This is a genomic window from Exiguobacterium sp. 9-2 (assembly GCF_036287235.1).
GTDB lineage: Bacteria > Bacillota > Bacilli > Exiguobacteriales > Exiguobacteriaceae > Exiguobacterium_A.
The window spans coordinates 1,919,744-1,934,685 of the sequence record NZ_CP142850.1 but is presented as its reverse complement, the minus strand read 5'-3'; the positions used below and the strand labels follow the sequence as shown (position 1 = coordinate 1,934,685).

19 protein-coding genes are annotated in these 14,942 nt (G+C 46.7%); all 19 read left to right on the top strand.

Annotated elements, in window-relative coordinates; translation table 11 throughout:
• Genes fliG through flhA form a run of 19 tightly spaced genes read left to right on the top strand, consistent with a single transcriptional unit; the run spans position 1 to position 14,939 of the window.
• Positions 1-1,008 (top strand): flagellar motor switch protein FliG, encoded by a 1,008-nt coding sequence (fliG, locus tag VJ374_RS10290; protein ID WP_035406978.1) that lies wholly within the window; start codon positions 1-3, stop codon positions 1,006-1,008.
• Positions 992-1,717 (top strand): FliH/SctL family protein, encoded by a 726-nt coding sequence (locus VJ374_RS10285; RefSeq protein ID WP_035406981.1) that lies wholly within the window; start codon positions 992-994, stop codon positions 1,715-1,717. The genes fliG and VJ374_RS10285 overlap by 17 nt, the downstream gene beginning before the upstream one ends.
• A 10-nt stretch (positions 1,718-1,727) precedes the next feature.
• Positions 1,728-3,023: a flagellar protein export ATPase FliI gene (gene fliI / locus VJ374_RS10280; RefSeq protein ID WP_290753250.1), complete on the top strand. Its 1,296-nt coding sequence runs from the start codon at positions 1,728-1,730 to the stop codon at positions 3,021-3,023.
• Between the two features lie 12 nt (positions 3,024-3,035).
• Positions 3,036-3,470, top strand: a complete 435-nt coding sequence (locus tag VJ374_RS10275; protein WP_035406985.1) for a flagellar export protein FliJ — start codon at positions 3,036-3,038, stop codon at positions 3,468-3,470.
• Positions 3,467-4,009: a magnesium transporter MgtE N-terminal domain-containing protein gene (locus VJ374_RS10270; protein WP_056062230.1), complete on the top strand. Its 543-nt coding sequence runs from the start codon at positions 3,467-3,469 to the stop codon at positions 4,007-4,009. Before VJ374_RS10275 ends, VJ374_RS10270 begins: the two co-directional genes overlap by 4 nt.
• 13 nt (positions 4,010-4,022) lie before the next feature.
• The gene (locus tag VJ374_RS10265; RefSeq protein WP_035406992.1) at positions 4,023-5,141 is read left to right on the top strand and encodes a flagellar hook-length control protein FliK; all 1,119 of its coding nucleotides are present in this window, start codon (positions 4,023-4,025) and stop codon (positions 5,139-5,141) included.
• Complete coding sequence (locus tag VJ374_RS10260) at positions 5,134-5,604, top strand: flagellar hook capping FlgD N-terminal domain-containing protein (protein ID WP_035406995.1); 471 nt, start codon at positions 5,134-5,136, stop codon at positions 5,602-5,604. Before VJ374_RS10265 ends, VJ374_RS10260 begins: the two co-directional genes overlap by 8 nt.
• Entirely contained in the window at positions 5,604-6,455 is an 852-nt protein-coding gene (flgG, locus tag VJ374_RS10255) for a flagellar basal body rod protein FlgG (protein ID WP_035406998.1), read from the top strand. Before VJ374_RS10260 ends, flgG begins: the two co-directional genes overlap by 1 nt.
• The gene (locus VJ374_RS10250; protein WP_035407001.1) at positions 6,452-6,688 is read left to right on the top strand and encodes a flagellar FlbD family protein; all 237 of its coding nucleotides are present in this window, start codon (positions 6,452-6,454) and stop codon (positions 6,686-6,688) included. Before flgG ends, VJ374_RS10250 begins: the two co-directional genes overlap by 4 nt.
• Positions 6,663-7,112 (top strand): flagellar basal body-associated FliL family protein, encoded by a 450-nt coding sequence (locus tag VJ374_RS10245; RefSeq protein WP_035407004.1) that lies wholly within the window; start codon positions 6,663-6,665, stop codon positions 7,110-7,112. The genes VJ374_RS10250 and VJ374_RS10245 overlap by 26 nt, the downstream gene beginning before the upstream one ends.
• Positions 7,113-7,121: 9 nt before the next feature.
• Positions 7,122-8,105, top strand: coding sequence for a flagellar motor switch protein FliM (fliM, locus tag VJ374_RS10240; protein WP_029342065.1), 984 nt, complete (start codon positions 7,122-7,124; stop codon positions 8,103-8,105).
• Between the two features lies 1 nt (position 8,106).
• A complete protein-coding gene (gene fliY / locus VJ374_RS10235) occupies positions 8,107-9,225 on the top strand; it encodes a flagellar motor switch phosphatase FliY (RefSeq protein WP_035407007.1) in 1,119 nt (372 codons plus the stop codon).
• Between the two features lie 12 nt (positions 9,226-9,237).
• Entirely contained in the window at positions 9,238-9,603 is a 366-nt protein-coding gene (locus tag VJ374_RS10230) for a response regulator (RefSeq protein ID WP_035407009.1), read from the top strand.
• Positions 9,600-10,091, top strand: a complete 492-nt coding sequence (locus tag VJ374_RS10225) for a flagellar biosynthetic protein FliO (protein WP_056062223.1) — start codon at positions 9,600-9,602, stop codon at positions 10,089-10,091. Before VJ374_RS10230 ends, VJ374_RS10225 begins: the two co-directional genes overlap by 4 nt.
• The gene (gene fliP / locus VJ374_RS10220) at positions 10,088-10,756 is read left to right on the top strand and encodes a flagellar type III secretion system pore protein FliP (RefSeq protein WP_035407016.1); all 669 of its coding nucleotides are present in this window, start codon (positions 10,088-10,090) and stop codon (positions 10,754-10,756) included. The genes VJ374_RS10225 and fliP overlap by 4 nt, the downstream gene beginning before the upstream one ends.
• Before the next feature lie 11 nt (positions 10,757-10,767).
• Positions 10,768-11,040: a flagellar biosynthesis protein FliQ gene (gene fliQ / locus VJ374_RS10215; protein WP_023468705.1), complete on the top strand. Its 273-nt coding sequence runs from the start codon at positions 10,768-10,770 to the stop codon at positions 11,038-11,040.
• Entirely contained in the window at positions 11,037-11,804 is a 768-nt protein-coding gene (gene fliR, locus VJ374_RS10210; protein WP_329468774.1) for a flagellar biosynthetic protein FliR, read from the top strand. Before fliQ ends, fliR begins: the two co-directional genes overlap by 4 nt.
• Positions 11,805-11,808: 4 nt before the next feature.
• The gene (gene flhB / locus VJ374_RS10205) at positions 11,809-12,900 is read left to right on the top strand and encodes a flagellar biosynthesis protein FlhB (RefSeq protein ID WP_035407021.1); all 1,092 of its coding nucleotides are present in this window, start codon (positions 11,809-11,811) and stop codon (positions 12,898-12,900) included.
• Between the two features lie 14 nt (positions 12,901-12,914).
• Entirely contained in the window at positions 12,915-14,939 is a 2,025-nt protein-coding gene (gene flhA / locus VJ374_RS10200; protein ID WP_290751359.1) for a flagellar biosynthesis protein FlhA, read from the top strand.
• Positions 14,940-14,942: the final 3 nt, after the last annotated feature.

The window sequence follows — 14,942 nt, the reverse complement described above, 5'->3', positions numbered from 1 at the left end:
ATGAAGAAGCTAGAAATGAACAGTCGTGAAAAGGCTGCGATTCTCATGATTTCGTTAGGTCCTGAAGTCGCTGCCAGTGTATATAAACATTTATCGGAAGAAGAGATGGAATGGTTAACCCTTCAAATCTCTAGCATGAAACGGATTGATCCAGAAGAGAAGTTAGTCGTCCTTGATGAGTTTCATGAACTAGCGATGGCGCAGAACTATATCACGCAAGGTGGAATCGGATTTGCTAAATCTGTCCTTGAAAAAGCACTTGGCGAAGAAAAAGCGATGGAACTCATCTATCGCCTGACGTCGACGTTACAAGTCCGTCCGTTTGAGTTTGCACGCAAGGCAGATCCGAAACAGCTTCTGAACTTCATTCAAAATGAACATCCACAAACGATCGCACTTGTTCTTGCTCATCTCGATCCTGCAAAATCAGGTCAGATTCTCTCGGAGCTCCCGGCAGAAGCACAGTCCGATGTAGCAAGACGGATTGCGACGATGGACCGGATGAATCCGGAAATCATCAGCGAGGTAGAACAAATTCTTGAACGGAATCTATCACAAGCAGGGATGCAAGATTTTGCTCAATCGGGAGGCATCGAGGCTGTCGTTCAAGTATTAAATGGCGTCGACCGCACAACGGAACGAACGATTCTCGATACGCTCGAGATTCAGGATCCAGAACTTGCGGAAGAAATCAAAAAACGGATGTTCGTCTTCGAAGACATCGTCACACTCGATGCGCGGGCGATACAGCGAATCATTCGCGAAGTCTCAAACGAGGATTTACTATTGGCACTCAAAGTATCGTCAGACGATGTCAAAGACATGGTCTATCGCAACATGTCACAACGGATGGTCGAGTCGTTCAAAGAGGACATGGAATTCATGGGTCCTGTGCGTCTCCGAGACGTCGAAGAAGCTCAAAGTCGAATCGTCGGAATCATCCGCCGCTTAGAGGACATGGGTGAGATCGTCGTTGCTCGTGGTGGAGGAGATGATATTGTTGTCTAACGTCATCAAAAGACAAGCAGTAATTGAACGACAGGAGCGAACGCTCGTGCAGGTTCGGACCAGTCAGGAAGAGCCTACGATCGTTCCAGATACATTCTACGAAGAGAAGATGGCAGAAGGACACGCTGAGTTAGAGCGCCTTCGACAGGCGATGCTCCTAGATTTCGAACAGCGTCAACAGCAGTTCGAGCAAGAACGCCTTCAAGCGTTAGAAGAAGCACGTCAACAAGGGTATCAAGCTGGATTTGAAACAGGACATGCGGAAGGACAAGCAACGTTTGAAGAGCAGATTGCCAAAACGAATTCGTTTGCTGATCGCCTAGAAGAGCAGAGTCAAGAACGATTGATGCGACTAGAACATGAATTATGTGTCCTCGGACTCCAAGTGACACATCAATTTTTAGAACAGTTACATGATGAAGAGGAAGAAGCGTTATACCAATTGTTACATCAATTGATCATTCAGTTCCGCGATCGTGAAAAAATCATCATCTATGCGTCACCGGCGGATTTTGAACGGGTCGTGTTACTTGAAGAACGACTACAAGGCGTTCTAGGTGCCAACGCAACGATTCAATTGCGATTTGATCCAGCGTTAAAGGCACGCGATTATCGGATTGATTCGGAGAATGGAGCGATCACTGGCGGTTTAACCAGTGGCTTTGAAGCATTGCAAACCAAAATCAATGAGGTTTTACATCATGTTTAATCTCAATGCGATGCAGGCCGCGGTTCGAGAAATTCGCTCAGAAGAACTTGTACAGCACTCTGGTAAGGTCGTCCAAGTGATCGGGTTGATGATCGAATCGCGAGGACCGACAGCAGTGGCAATCGGTGAGCGGTGTTTAATCCAAATCCAACAACGTCAGACAATCGAAGCAGAAGTCGTCGGATTTAGAGAAGGGCATGTCCTACTCATGCCATACGGTGAAACGACATCGATTGCTCCAGGCTCGATTGTTCTTGCGACAGGAAAACCACTCCACGTTCCAGTAGGGAACGAACTGATTGGTAAGGTGCTTGATGGTCTAGGAAGACCACTAGATGGTGAGTCATTAGAAAATTTACGCACGACATCGATCGTTCGTAAACCACCTAGTCCACTCGAACGTCCTCGCATCAGTGATGTTCTCTCGACTGGCATCCGTGCCATTGATGGACTGTTGACAGTCGGTCAAGGACAACGTGTGGGTTTGTTCGCAGGATCAGGTGTCGGAAAATCGACATTACTCGGGATGATCGCGAAACGATCGACAGCAGACATCAATGTCATCGCTTTGATTGGTGAACGAGGACGTGAAGTCAAGGAATTTGTAGAGGCAGAACTTGGTGAAGAGGGGATGAAACGATCTATTTTAGTCGTAGCAACGAGCGATCAACCTCCACTTGTTCGTCTAAAAGGTGCCTATACGGCAACGGCAATCGCTGAATATTTTCGAGATCAAGGGAAAAATGTGGTCTTGATGATGGACTCAGTTACTCGTTTTGCGATGGCACAGCGGGAAATCGGTCTTGCAACAGGTGAACCCCCTGCGTCGAAAGGATATACACCAAGCGTATTCGCTCTGCTTCCTCAGCTACTTGAACGGAGCGGGAAAACACAAGACGGTTCGATTACTGCTTTCTACACAGTCCTCGTCGATGGAGACGACATGAATGAACCAATCGCCGACGCCGTACGAGGGATCTTAGACGGTCACTTCGTTCTGGATCGTAACCTTGCGAACAAAGGGCAGTTCCCAGCGATTCATGTCTTACGGTCCATCAGCCGTGTCATGAATCAAATTACGACATCTGAACAAAAGACCGCTGCTGTCGCATTTCGACAATTGTTATCGACGTATCTCGATTCGGAGGACTTAATCAATATCGGAGCATACAAAACAGGAACGAACCCGGAAATTGACCGTGCCGTCGATACATATCCGGAGCTGATTCGTTTCTTGAAACAACAAATTCATGAAGACAGTGATTTCGAAGCGGCTTGTCATCAACTCATGGCAACGATTCAGTAAGGAGGACGAATGATGAAGACGATCTATGAACGAATCATTCCTTTAGCTGAAGCGGAGAAGGATCGCGTCGCTAAAGAACTGAGCCTTCATAAAAAGCAATATGAGCTTGAAGTCGAAAAATTATATCATCTGCTCGTTCGATATGAGTCCTTTCTGAAGGCACAAGATGAGATTGGCGTCGTGGAACTGACGTCTTCGCAATATCGAGAACGCGCTCGGGATGTCGTGAAGCAGGAAATCGAACGACAGCAATTGTACGTGACACAATCGAAAAATCGTTACGAACGTACACAAGAAGCACTCGAACGAGCGTTAATCGAAGAGAAGAAATTTAGTCGTCTCCAAGAGAATCATACAGTCGAAACGAAACGAATCGAAGCATTGACGGAACAAAATCAATTAGATGAACTGGCATTGTTACAGTTTGGAAGAGGACGGATGATATGAGTGAAAATAAAACATCAAAAGGGTGGATTTTACCTTTATTGGTCATTCCTTTGATTTTAATCTTGTTGACGGCTTATTTCGTATTGAATTATGCGAATGGACGTCCACTACTATCCTTACCGTTCGCAACCGAAAAAACGACTACGAATCAGGCGAATCCATCAGCAGAACTCGAACGTCGTCTGAAAGTAGCGAATCAAGAGATCAAAAAATTACGCAATCAAAGTAAGGAACAATCGGATACCTTAAAAGCGAAAGAGCAGGAAGTTGAACGTTTGATTGCTGAGAGGGATCAGTTAAAACAGACACCTGCGCAAACAACGGATCAAACAAAAACGACGAAGAAAAAAACAGCATCCGTGACGGATGTATATGCTGAAATGGCACCAAAGGATGCTGCGCTGATTTTAAATGAACTCAGTCCGACCGAAGTCGTACCAATCATCGAGGACATCGATGCGGAACAACAGGCGGCGATCATTGCCAAGATGGATGCTAAGAAAGCAGCCGCCTTGACACAGTTACTCGCGACGAAGTAAGGAGGGAAGCCTGATGAACATGACGGAAGTAACACAACCATCCTTCCCGACCTTAAATACAGGATCAGGAAAAAAAGGAGAGATGACTACGGTTGGTGGTCAATTCGCCTCATTACTTGATTATCTGACAAAACTGCCGACGGCGTTACCGTCATCAGTCTCAGCGGATGCGATGACACTCGAGCCGGAAACGGAGACGCAACCCTTACCGGACTGGATGCAACAACTTGTAGACCAGCCGGATGAGATTCTCTCCTTACTGAAACAACCAGAAGTAGAGGCGTTAAAACAAGACCCAAAGAAAATGGAGCAACTTCTAGCGTTCGTCAAACAATTGCTCGAAGGAAATATGGAGCAGGCGAAAGGTCAGTTCGATCAATTGCCACCATCACTTCAACAGTTCGTCTTGCAGACAATGACGAATGATACGATCAAAGTAAAAGATTATGACACGAACATGTTAAAGCAGTCGCCAGTTTCAACAATGGACGGAGTGGTTTCTGCGATGCCAGTGAAACAGACACTCCCGCAAACTGGTTCTGTTGTCGAAACGATCAAGCCGGACACTGTAGCTGTAGCCGAGCAGGCAAAAGGAAAAACACCGCTTCCGTTAGCATTCGCTTCACTCATGCGAAAAGCGACCATGCCCGTTGATCCAGAAGGAAAAGCCGCACCGCCTCCGATGAGTATGCCGATTTACAGAGGCACTCCGTTGCAAACGATTCGTCCAGTGCCGCTACCTGTCTCAGAACAGATTCAACAACGGATTGAAGCCGCACTGCAGCAAGCACCATTCATAAAAGGTGCGGATGGGTCCACACGATTGTCGATTCGCCTGTACCCAGAGCAACTTGGTGAGGTTGTCGTTCAACTCGATCGTAAAGAAGGGGCATTGACTGTCAAACTATTTGCGAGCACCGAGCAAGCAAAGCAATCAATCGAGCAACAACTTGGGAAATTACAAACCGTCTTGCATCAACAGACGCCAGTCGTAAAGATCGAGACGGGGATGATTGCTTCGAGTGCGCGGGAGTTCCAACAATCTTTCACACGTGATCAGCAGGAGCATGAGTCACCGTATCAAGAGACACCCGTTCCAGTAGACGAAGAAGAGGAGGAAGACGATGACTGACGCAATCAAAACGGATAGTAGTTCATATCAGCTTCCTGAAAAATCACAGGTACCGACGAATAAAGCGATGGATAAGGATATGTTCATGAAAATTCTGATTGCCCAGCTTTCGAATCAGGATCCAACAGCACCGATGGAAGACAAGGATTTCATCGCTCAAATGGCCCAGTTTTCTTCGCTGGAACAGATGCAAGCAATCGGGAAGACGATGGATACGATGGTCTTGAACCAACATGCAACAGCATTGCTGTCCTACAGCAATCTGATTGGTAAAAAAGTCAGTTATGAAGCGGAGTCGAAGACGACGGATGCTTCAGGTGCTGAGCAGACGACCACCGTCGAAGAGACAGCCAGTGTCGTTAGTGTAAAACGGGATGGGCTGGATATCATGGCCGAACTATCGAACGGAAAACAGATCAGTGTTTACGAGTTGACGCAGATTCAATCAAAGGAGGAAAAATAATGTTACGTTCAATGTATTCAGGAATCAGTGGGCTTAAGAACTTCCAGACAAAACTGGATGTCGTCGGGAATAACATCGCGAACGTCAACACGTTCGGTTATAAAAAAGGACGGGTGACGTTTAAAGACCTCGTCAGTCAATCGGTCGGCTCATCATCTGGTGCAGGCGGCAATGTCGGTGGGACGAACCCGAAACAGGTCGGTCTTGGAGCATCGATGTCAACAGTCGATAATGTGTATAACCAAGGTGCGCTTCAGAATACAGGTCGCGTCCTCGATGTCGGGATCTCTGGGGAAGGATTCTTCCAGGTCGTCACGGCGGAAGGGATTCGTTATACCCGTTCAGGTAACTTCTATACGGATCTTGATGGAAACTTAGTTACAGGTGACGGAAACTACTTAATCGGTACCGGGACACAAGCAGCTGCAAACGGTACTCCGCCAGTACCACTCCCGGAAGCAGGTGGTGCAGGATTCCAAAAACTAAAAGTACCAACGGATGCACGTAACTTATCGATTGGTAAAGACGGTCTCGTCACTTACGTCGATACGACGGGAGCATTGCAAAACGTCGGTTATATCACGATCGCGAACTTTGCTAACCCGGGTGGTCTAGAAAAATCAGGTGTCAACGTATTCGCCGCATCACAGAACTCAGGTCCACCGGTACTCGGAACACCGAGCTTGAACGGAATGGGACAGTTGACGTCGGGAACGCTTGAGATGTCGAACGTCGACTTATCAGAAGAATTCACGGAGATGATCATTGCTCAACGTGGTTTCCAGGCGAATACACGAATCATCACGACATCGGACCAGGTTCTTGAGGAACTGGTCAATTTGAAACGATGATCACGTTAACGACGTTACGTAACGCACCACTCGTACTGAACGCCGTGTTGATCGAATCCGTCCGTTCTACACCGGATACGACGATTCAACTCATCGGAGGACAGATTTATGTCGTGAAGGAATCAATGGAAGAGGTCAAAGCAATCGCAATCGCTTTTTATCAACAAATCGGATTAGCGGGCTTGAACAGTGTAAGGAGGCTCGAAGATGGCCGAGGAAAAGAAGAAGAGTAAACTGAAAATCCCCTTGATCATGATCATTGTCGCAGCATTGATGATCGGGGCAGGATACATGATCATGAATTATTTTTTAGCAAATGACACGACGGAAGCAAAAGTTGAACAACCGACAGGTGAAGAACTTGATGCACGAAGTCTGCAAACGGACGACTTGACAACGAACATCGCTGACGAACGTTTCTTAAATGTCCAGTTCACGATCGTCACCGATGATCAAGCAACGCGTGACGATTTAGAATTACGAAAGTTTCAAATCAATAACATCATCTTGGGTGACCTTTCGGCTATGAAAAAGTCGGACTTAGACTCAAAAGCGGATATGGAGAAGCTTGAAGAGCGGTTACGGATGCAATTCAAAAAGCTCATCCAAGAAGGCGATGTCCAGCGTGTCTACACGACGAAAAAAATCATCCAGTGAGGTGGCAGCATGAGCGAAGTATTATCCCAACATGAAATCGATGCCTTGCTATCAGCCATTTCAAGCGGAGATATGGAAGTCGAGGAAATCCGAAGTCAAGAGGAGCAGCGTCGAGTCAAGGTCTATGACTTTAAACGAGCACTCCGTTTCTCAAAAGATCAATTACGGAATTTGACGCGTATTCATGAACAGTTCGCCCGAGTCTTGACGACACATTTTTCTGCACAACTTCGGACATATGTTCAGTTCACGGTTAATACGGTCGAACAACTTCCGTATGATGAATTCATTCATTCCATTCCGAACATGACGTTGATTAATCTAGTGAATCTTCATCCGCTCGATGGAAAAGTCTTATTTGAAGTCAATCCGAACATCGCCTATGCGATGCTCGATCGTTTACTTGGGGGACCAGGTGAAGGAATGAACAAGATCGAGAATTTGACGGAAATCGAGACACGTATACTAACACAACTGTTCAAGCGTGCCTTCGTTCAATACGGGGCGGCTTGGGAGTCGGTAACAGAAGTCGAAGCGGAATACGATGATTTGGAAATCAATCCGCAGTTTCTGCAACTGGTCTCTCCAAATGAGACAGTCATTCTCGTCTCGATTTACGTAACGGTCGGAGAAGTGAGCGGTACGTTGAATGTCTGCTTGCCGTTCGTGACCCTTGAATCCGTTCTTCCGAAATTATCAAGTCATTATTGGATGCAACAAGAAAAGCGAACGACAGCAGATAATCAAGAGTCTGAACACATGCAAACGCAGTTGATGAGTTCCGTCGTCGATTTAAAAGCAGTGCTCGGCCAAACAGAGCTTTCGTTTGGTGAATTGTTACACCTCGAAGTAGGCGATTGTTTATCCCTGAAGACACGAGCCTCGGATGCCGTCGATGTATTCGTCGACGACCGGAAGATGTTCAAGGCGCGACCGGGATTAAACGGGAAACACCTCGCTTTGCAAGTCTTACAACGAATTGAGGAGGAATAACATGAGCGATATGCTTTCGCAAGATGAAATCGATGCGTTATTACGCGGAACGCCATCCACCGATGAACCGCAAGAGCCAGACGTAAAGGAAATACTAGATGACATGGAGATTGATGCATTAGGGGAGGTCGGAAATATCTCACTTGGTAATTCGGCAACGGCCTTATCGGCATTGTTGAATCAAAAAGTAGAGATTACGACACCGCACGTCCGAATGATCTCCATGGAAGAATTACGCAGTCGTTATCCGATTCCGCACGTCGCGCTACGTGTCGGTTATACGGAAGGATTCAAAGGAGAAAACGTCCTGATCCTGACACAGCGAGATGCTTCCGTCATCGCGAACCTGATGATGGGAGGCGATGGCGTCATCGACGAGTCACTGGAGATGGACCCGATTGCTCTATCTGCCGTACAGGAAGCGATGAACCAGATGATGGGAGCAGCTGCTACCTCGATGTCGACTGTATTCTCGATGCGAATCGATATTTCGCCGCCAGCAGTTGAAATCTTCGACTTTTCTCAAGATAAGAGTATCGTCGATAGCTTTTCTCTTTGGGAGAACATGGTCATCATCGAGTTTGATCTTAAGATTGGCACGATGATCGATTCAAAAATCGTTCAATTAGCACCACTGGACTTCTCGAAACAATTGATTCAAAAACTCTTTAGTGCGAGTACGACTCAACAAGCAGAGCCTGCACCACAAGTAACGGAGCAAGCACAACCATCACCATCACCACCATCGGCGCCAGCAATGGCACAACAAACTACAGTTGCATCACCTGAACCGAAAGCAACGCCAGTCGGTGTCAGTCCGGTTCAATTCAGCCAATTAGGTGAGATGGAAGTAGAGGGTACGCCAGGAAATATTGGGATGTTATATGACGTTCCGTTGAACGTCACGGTTGAGTTAGGACGGACACGTCGCTCCGTTCGTGACATATTGGAATTGACACAAGGTTCCGTGATTGAGCTGGATAAACTGGCAGGAGAACCGGTTGACGTTCTCGTCAACAATACATTGATCGCAACAGGTGAAGTGGTCGTCATCGAAGAAAACTTCGGTGTACGCATTACAGAAATCGTAAATACAAAAGAACGTCTTCGGATGTTCTAAGGAGGAACTAATATGAGTGCAAAAGTATTAATCGTAGACGACGCCGCTTTCATGCGGATGATGATCAAGGAAATCTTATCGAAGAACGGCTATGATGTCGTCGGTGAAGCAGAAAACGGACGCGAAGCGGTCTCTAAGTACAAGGAATTGACACCGGACCTCGTCACGCTAGACATTACGATGCCTGAAATGGACGGAATCTCTGCGCTTAAAGAAATCAAAGCATTTAACCCTGCCGCTAAAGTCATCATGTGTTCAGCGATGGGGCAACAGTCGATGGTCATCGATGCGATTCAAGCAGGTGCAAAAGATTTCATCGTTAAACCGTTCCAAGCAGATCGCGTGCTTGAAGCGGTCTCGAAAACTGTCTCGTCATGAAAAAAGTGACTTTGCTGATTTGTCTCCTGTTTCTGCTTGCGCTTCCTGTGCAAGCGGAAACAGTCGAAGAAAAATTGAATCCAACTCAGAGCGATACACCAACGACTCAGCAAGTCGATGAGAGTCCTTCCATGGCGTTGACTATCTTCAAAGGAGTCGTCGTTCTCGTCGTTTTGATCGGCGGATTCATCCTTGTGACACGATTCATTCATGAACGGACACGAGGTGTGAGACATTCTGGTCGATTGACTCACCTAGGTGGTGTACCACTAGGAAAGGATCGATCCGTCCAGTTAGTGAAGGTGCAGGACAAGATTTATGTCGTAGGTGTTGGAGAGAACGTACAGTTGTTAGATACACTTGATGATTTAGAGGGATATGAGCCGATGGATCTTGAAGAGTCTTCATCTAAAACGGGATCTTCACCGTTTCTTGAGACATTCAAACAACAACTCGAACAATTGCAAAAGAATCGAGGACGCTCATGAACACGATTGAAAATCTAATCTCACTTGATACTCCTTCAGGAACGGCGACATCGATCAAACTACTCGTATTGCTGACATTATTGTCGTTAGCCCCTTCATTACTGATCTTGATGACTTGTTTTACGCGTGTCGTCGTCGTGTTGTCTTTTGTCCGTTCTGCCCTTGGAACACAACAAACGCCGCCGAACCAGCTACTCGTTGGACTGGCACTGTTCATCACGCTGTTCGTCATGTCACCCGTTTTATCAGAATTGAACACGACAGCCTTGAAACCGTATATGGCAGATAAAATCAGTCAAGATGAGGCATTTGATAAAGCTGGGGATACGATGAAGCGATTCATGTCAAAACACACGCGAACGAATGATTTAGAGTTGTTCTTAAAATACGGCAATTATGAAAAACCGAAAAAGATTGAAGATATCCCACTCGTCGCACTCGTTCCAGCATATGCGATTAGTGAATTGAAGACGGCTTTTCAAATCGGATTCATGATCTTCATTCCATTCCTTGTCATTGATATGGTCGTCTCGAGTGTCTTGATGTCGATGGGGATGATGATGTTACCGCCGGTCATGATTGCCTTACCGTTTAAACTTTTGTTATTTATTTTAGTCGATGGCTGGCACCTGATCGTTGAATCACTGCTCGTCAGTATGCGTTAGGGGGAGAGAAGATGACTCAAGAAATGATTATTCAGTTGGCAAGCTCTGCTGTCTGGACATTACTAAAAGTATCAGCTCCCTTATTACTGGTCTCGCTCGTCGTCGGTCTGCTCGTCAGTATTTTGCAGGCGACGACACAGATTCAGGAACAGACGCTATCGTTCGTTCCAAAGATCGTTGCCGTATTTTTAGCACTCGTTTTTTTCGGACCATGGATCATGCAGGAATTACAGACCTTTACGATTGACTTATTTAAGCAAATCGCTGAGGTTTCCCGCAAATGACGTTACTATCTTTCCTGAGTGTTTTTTTGCTCGTCTTTGGACGAATCGTCGGTTTTCTTGTCGCGGCTCCATTGTTTTCCTCAAAGCAATTACCAGCGCAACATAAATTAGCGCTTGCGGCCGGTCTTGCTTACTTTGCGAGTTACGCTGTAAAGACAGACGTTCGAGTAGAAGACTTCGATTTTTTCTTTCGGATGGGAACGGAAGTTTTAGTGGGTCTAGCGCTTGGCTTACTTGCTAGTTTTTTATTGTATGCGCCACAAATTGCCGGTTCGATCATCGATTTGCAGATGGGTCTCGCGATGGCTTCCGCTTATGACCCGATGTTTGGTGGACAGTCACCGATCGTCGGACGATTTTATTACATGTTGACGTTACTTGTTCTACTCGCTTCTGATATGCATTTAATCCTGCTTGACGGAATCTACACGAGTTTTCAAATCTTTCCGCCGGGCAGTCTGCTTGCGGTATCGGGCGACGCTGGGATGAGTCTTGTCATTCGGGTCGTTGGGATTGCCATGTTAACTGCGTTACAAATGGCGATGCCACTTGTCGTTTCCCTATTTTTAGTGGATCTCGCACTCGGATTCCTCGCGAAGACGGCACCTCAGTTCAACATTTTTGCAATTGGTTTTTCCGTCAAACTGCTGATGGGATATGTGATTCTATTTTTATTAGCAGGTGCAACGATCACAGGAATCGGTCGATTCGTTCCGTTGTTGCAGGATGTACTTGCAGATGCCATTCGATTACTAGGAGGTTGAGGACATGCATTCATATCGATTACGCCTTGATCTTCAGTATTTCGCTGGTGAAAAGACGGAAAAGGCGACACCTCGAAAGCGGGATGACTCCCGTAAGAAGGGACAAGTCGCAAAATCAGCAGATTTAACAAGCAGTTTCATGTTGTTCGCCATGTTTCTCGTCCTCTATTTTTTTGGTCCGTTTCTAGGACGGCGTTTCGTTCTCGTCCTGCAAGATGGTCTTAGTGCTAGTCAAGTCCTGCAAGCGGTCGAAGAAGGACGAGTTGAACAGATTCTCATCGAGATGCTGATGCAAATGGGGATTTTAGTCGCACCTTTCTTTTTAACAGCGGTCGTGATTGGTATTCTCGGAAACTTCGTCCAAATCGGTGTGCTCTTAAGCGGTGAGGCGATTCAGCCGAAACTGGACCGGATCAATCCGCTTCAAGGCGTCAAACGGATCGTGAGCGTCAAAGCACTCGTCGAGTTTTTGAAATCGGTCTTTAAATTGCTGGTGATCGGTGTAACAAGTGGAACAGTCTTATGGAACAACAAGGTCGAGATCTCGAGATTGACCTCGGAACCGATTGGCGATGCGTTAGCTATCATTGGTCATTTAACATTTTTACTCGGTTTATCGGTCAGTATCGCCTTGATTGCATTAGCCATTCTTGATTTTGCCTATCAGAAATTTGATTTCGAGAAGTCGATCCGAATGAGTAAGCAGGATTTAAAGGATGAGCATAAAAACACAGAGGGTGACCCTCAAATCAAAGGAAAGATTAAACAACAACAACGGGAGATGGCGATGCGGCGGATGATGCAAGAAATACCAAATGCCGACGTCGTTATCACGAACCCGACCCATTATGCGGTAGCGATCCAATACGATGACGGTAAACATATGGCACCGATCGTCGTTGCGAAAGGCGTAGATGCTGTCGCGTTCCGGATTCGGGAGAAGGCGACAGCAGCTGAGGTCCCGATTGTTGAAAACCGTCCGCTCGCGCGGGCGTTGTTCGCTCAATCAGAAATTGGTATGGCAGTGGATGAAACGTTCTATCAGGCGCTCGCTGAAACACTCGCCTTTGTCTATCAACTGAAACAAGCAAAATGAAAGGATGAAGCATCATGAGTATATCAACAAGAGATTTAACGGTCCTGCTAGGCGTCATCATGATCGTCTTCATGCTCGTCATTCCACTGCCCGCTATCATGCTCGATTTTTTAATCATCATCAATATTCTCATTGCCTTGATGGTATTGCTCGTTGCGATGAATGCCAAAGAGGCACTAGAGTTTTCTGTCTTTCCAACATTGTTATTGATCGTTACCTTGTTTCGTCTTGCGCTTAACGTCTCGACAACACGGGCAATCCTGTCAAACGGAAACGGTGGCGAAGTCATCGAGGCTTTCGGTAACTTTGTGGTCGGCGGTAAGCCGCTCGTCGGCTTCGTCGTCTTCTTGATTCTCGTCTTAATCCAGTTCCTCGTCATCACGAAGGGTTCGGAACGGGTCTCGGAAGTGTCGGCACGTTTTACGCTTGATGCGATGCCAGGGAAACAGATGGCAATCGATGCTGACTTGAATTCCGGTATGATCGATGAATTACAAGCTCGGACCCGCCGCCAAAAAATCCAGTCTGAAGCAGACTTTTACGGTGCGATGGATGGTGCCTCGAAGTTCGTTAAAGGAGATGCGATCGCCGGGATCATCATCGTCATCATCAATTTAATCTTCGGAATGATCATCGGTGTCGTTCAGCAAGGTTTACCGATGGCAGATTCAGTCGAACTGTATACGTTACTGACGGTCGGAGACGGTCTTGTCAGTCAAATCCCAGCCCTTTTAATTTCGGTGGCGACCGGGATCATCGTCACGCGCTCGACTTCAGACGGAAACCTCGGTGAGGATGTCATCGGTCAATTGGCACGGACACCTTTACTTGTCGGAATCGCAGCTGGGGCGATCTTCTTTCTCGGATTGTTCACGGCGATTCCCGACTACGTCACGATGCCGATTGCAGCCCTGTTCGGCTTCTTCGCTTGGCGGATGAAGCAGACGACGAAGACGATGCAAGAAGAAGTTGCGGTCGAAGAAGCACCGAGTGAAAACTTACGATCAAGCGAATCAGTCATTTCCTTACTCAATGTCGATACGATTGAATTCGAATTCGGTTACGGATTGATTCCACTCGCTGATGAAGCCCAAGGCGGCGATTTACTCGATCGTGTCGTCATGATTCGTCGGCAGCTAGCGCTTGAACTTGGATTCGTTCTACCGACCGTTCGGATTCGCGATCATCTGCAGTTATCCCCGAACCAGTATCGAATCAAGATTCGCGGAAGTGAGATGGCAAGTGGTGAGCTTTTACTGGATCATTACTTAGCGATGAGCCCAGGTGTCGATGATCCAGAAATTCGAGGTATCGAAACGGTCGAACCAGCCTTTGGTATGCCAGCACTCTGGATTGATGAACAGACACGTAGTCGAGCAGAGATGTCAGGGTATACGGTCGTTGATCCACCATCTGTCGTCGCGACACATTTGACGGAGCTCTTGAAGAAACATGCCGCTGAATTACTCGGACGAGAAGAGACGAAACAATTGGTCGATCATTTGAAGGAATCGCATCCGATTCTAGTCGAAGAAGTCACACCACAGCTGTTATCGATCGGTGAACTTCAAAAAGTATTCGTTCAATTACTAAAAGAAAAAGTCTCGATTCGAAATCTACCATTGATTTTCGAAACGCTCGCAGATTATGCAGCTGTGACGAAAGACAGCGAATTGCTCGCGGAATATGTTCGTCAATCCTTATCGCGTCAAATTACGGAACAGGTCATGCAAGGAGATGTCTTGCACGTCGTGACGATCTCAAGTGAGATGGAACTGGATATCCAGTCGGCCATCCAAAAGACTGAGTTCGGTAATTATTTAGCGCTTGATCCCGAAAAGGCGACACGTTTCATCGAGACGTTGCAAGAGCGAGCAATGGAATTCGAACGATACGGGGCGCATCCGATCATCCTGACTTCTCCAAGTATCCGGATGTTCGTTCGTCAATTGACAGAACGCTATTTTCCAGATATTCCGATTTTGTCCTATAACGAATTAATGCCGACGATCGAAGTCAAGAGTATTGGGGTGATTTAAGAG

Coding starts and splice junctions, on each gene's coding strand:
- fliG (WP_035406978.1), top strand. CDS start 1: ATGAAGAAGCTAGAAATGAACAGTCGTGAAAAGGCTGCGATTCTCATG.
- VJ374_RS10285 (WP_035406981.1), top strand. CDS start 992: ATGATATTGTTGTCTAACGTCATCAAAAGACAAGCAGTAATTGAACGA.
- fliI (WP_290753250.1), top strand. CDS start 1,728: ATGCAGGCCGCGGTTCGAGAAATTCGCTCAGAAGAACTTGTACAGCAC.
- VJ374_RS10275 (WP_035406985.1), top strand. CDS start 3,036: ATGAAGACGATCTATGAACGAATCATTCCTTTAGCTGAAGCGGAGAAG.
- VJ374_RS10270 (WP_056062230.1), top strand. CDS start 3,467: ATGAGTGAAAATAAAACATCAAAAGGGTGGATTTTACCTTTATTGGTC.
- VJ374_RS10265 (WP_035406992.1), top strand. CDS start 4,023: ATGAACATGACGGAAGTAACACAACCATCCTTCCCGACCTTAAATACA.
- VJ374_RS10260 (WP_035406995.1), top strand. CDS start 5,134: ATGACTGACGCAATCAAAACGGATAGTAGTTCATATCAGCTTCCTGAA.
- flgG (WP_035406998.1), top strand. CDS start 5,604: ATGTTACGTTCAATGTATTCAGGAATCAGTGGGCTTAAGAACTTCCAG.
- VJ374_RS10250 (WP_035407001.1), top strand. CDS start 6,452: ATGATCACGTTAACGACGTTACGTAACGCACCACTCGTACTGAACGCC.
- VJ374_RS10245 (WP_035407004.1), top strand. CDS start 6,663: ATGGCCGAGGAAAAGAAGAAGAGTAAACTGAAAATCCCCTTGATCATG.
- fliM (WP_029342065.1), top strand. CDS start 7,122: ATGAGCGAAGTATTATCCCAACATGAAATCGATGCCTTGCTATCAGCC.
- fliY (WP_035407007.1), top strand. CDS start 8,107: ATGAGCGATATGCTTTCGCAAGATGAAATCGATGCGTTATTACGCGGA.
- VJ374_RS10230 (WP_035407009.1), top strand. CDS start 9,238: ATGAGTGCAAAAGTATTAATCGTAGACGACGCCGCTTTCATGCGGATG.
- VJ374_RS10225 (WP_056062223.1), top strand. CDS start 9,600: ATGAAAAAAGTGACTTTGCTGATTTGTCTCCTGTTTCTGCTTGCGCTT.
- fliP (WP_035407016.1), top strand. CDS start 10,088: ATGAACACGATTGAAAATCTAATCTCACTTGATACTCCTTCAGGAACG.
- fliQ (WP_023468705.1), top strand. CDS start 10,768: ATGACTCAAGAAATGATTATTCAGTTGGCAAGCTCTGCTGTCTGGACA.
- fliR (WP_329468774.1), top strand. CDS start 11,037: ATGACGTTACTATCTTTCCTGAGTGTTTTTTTGCTCGTCTTTGGACGA.
- flhB (WP_035407021.1), top strand. CDS start 11,809: ATGCATTCATATCGATTACGCCTTGATCTTCAGTATTTCGCTGGTGAA.
- flhA (WP_290751359.1), top strand. CDS start 12,915: ATGAGTATATCAACAAGAGATTTAACGGTCCTGCTAGGCGTCATCATG.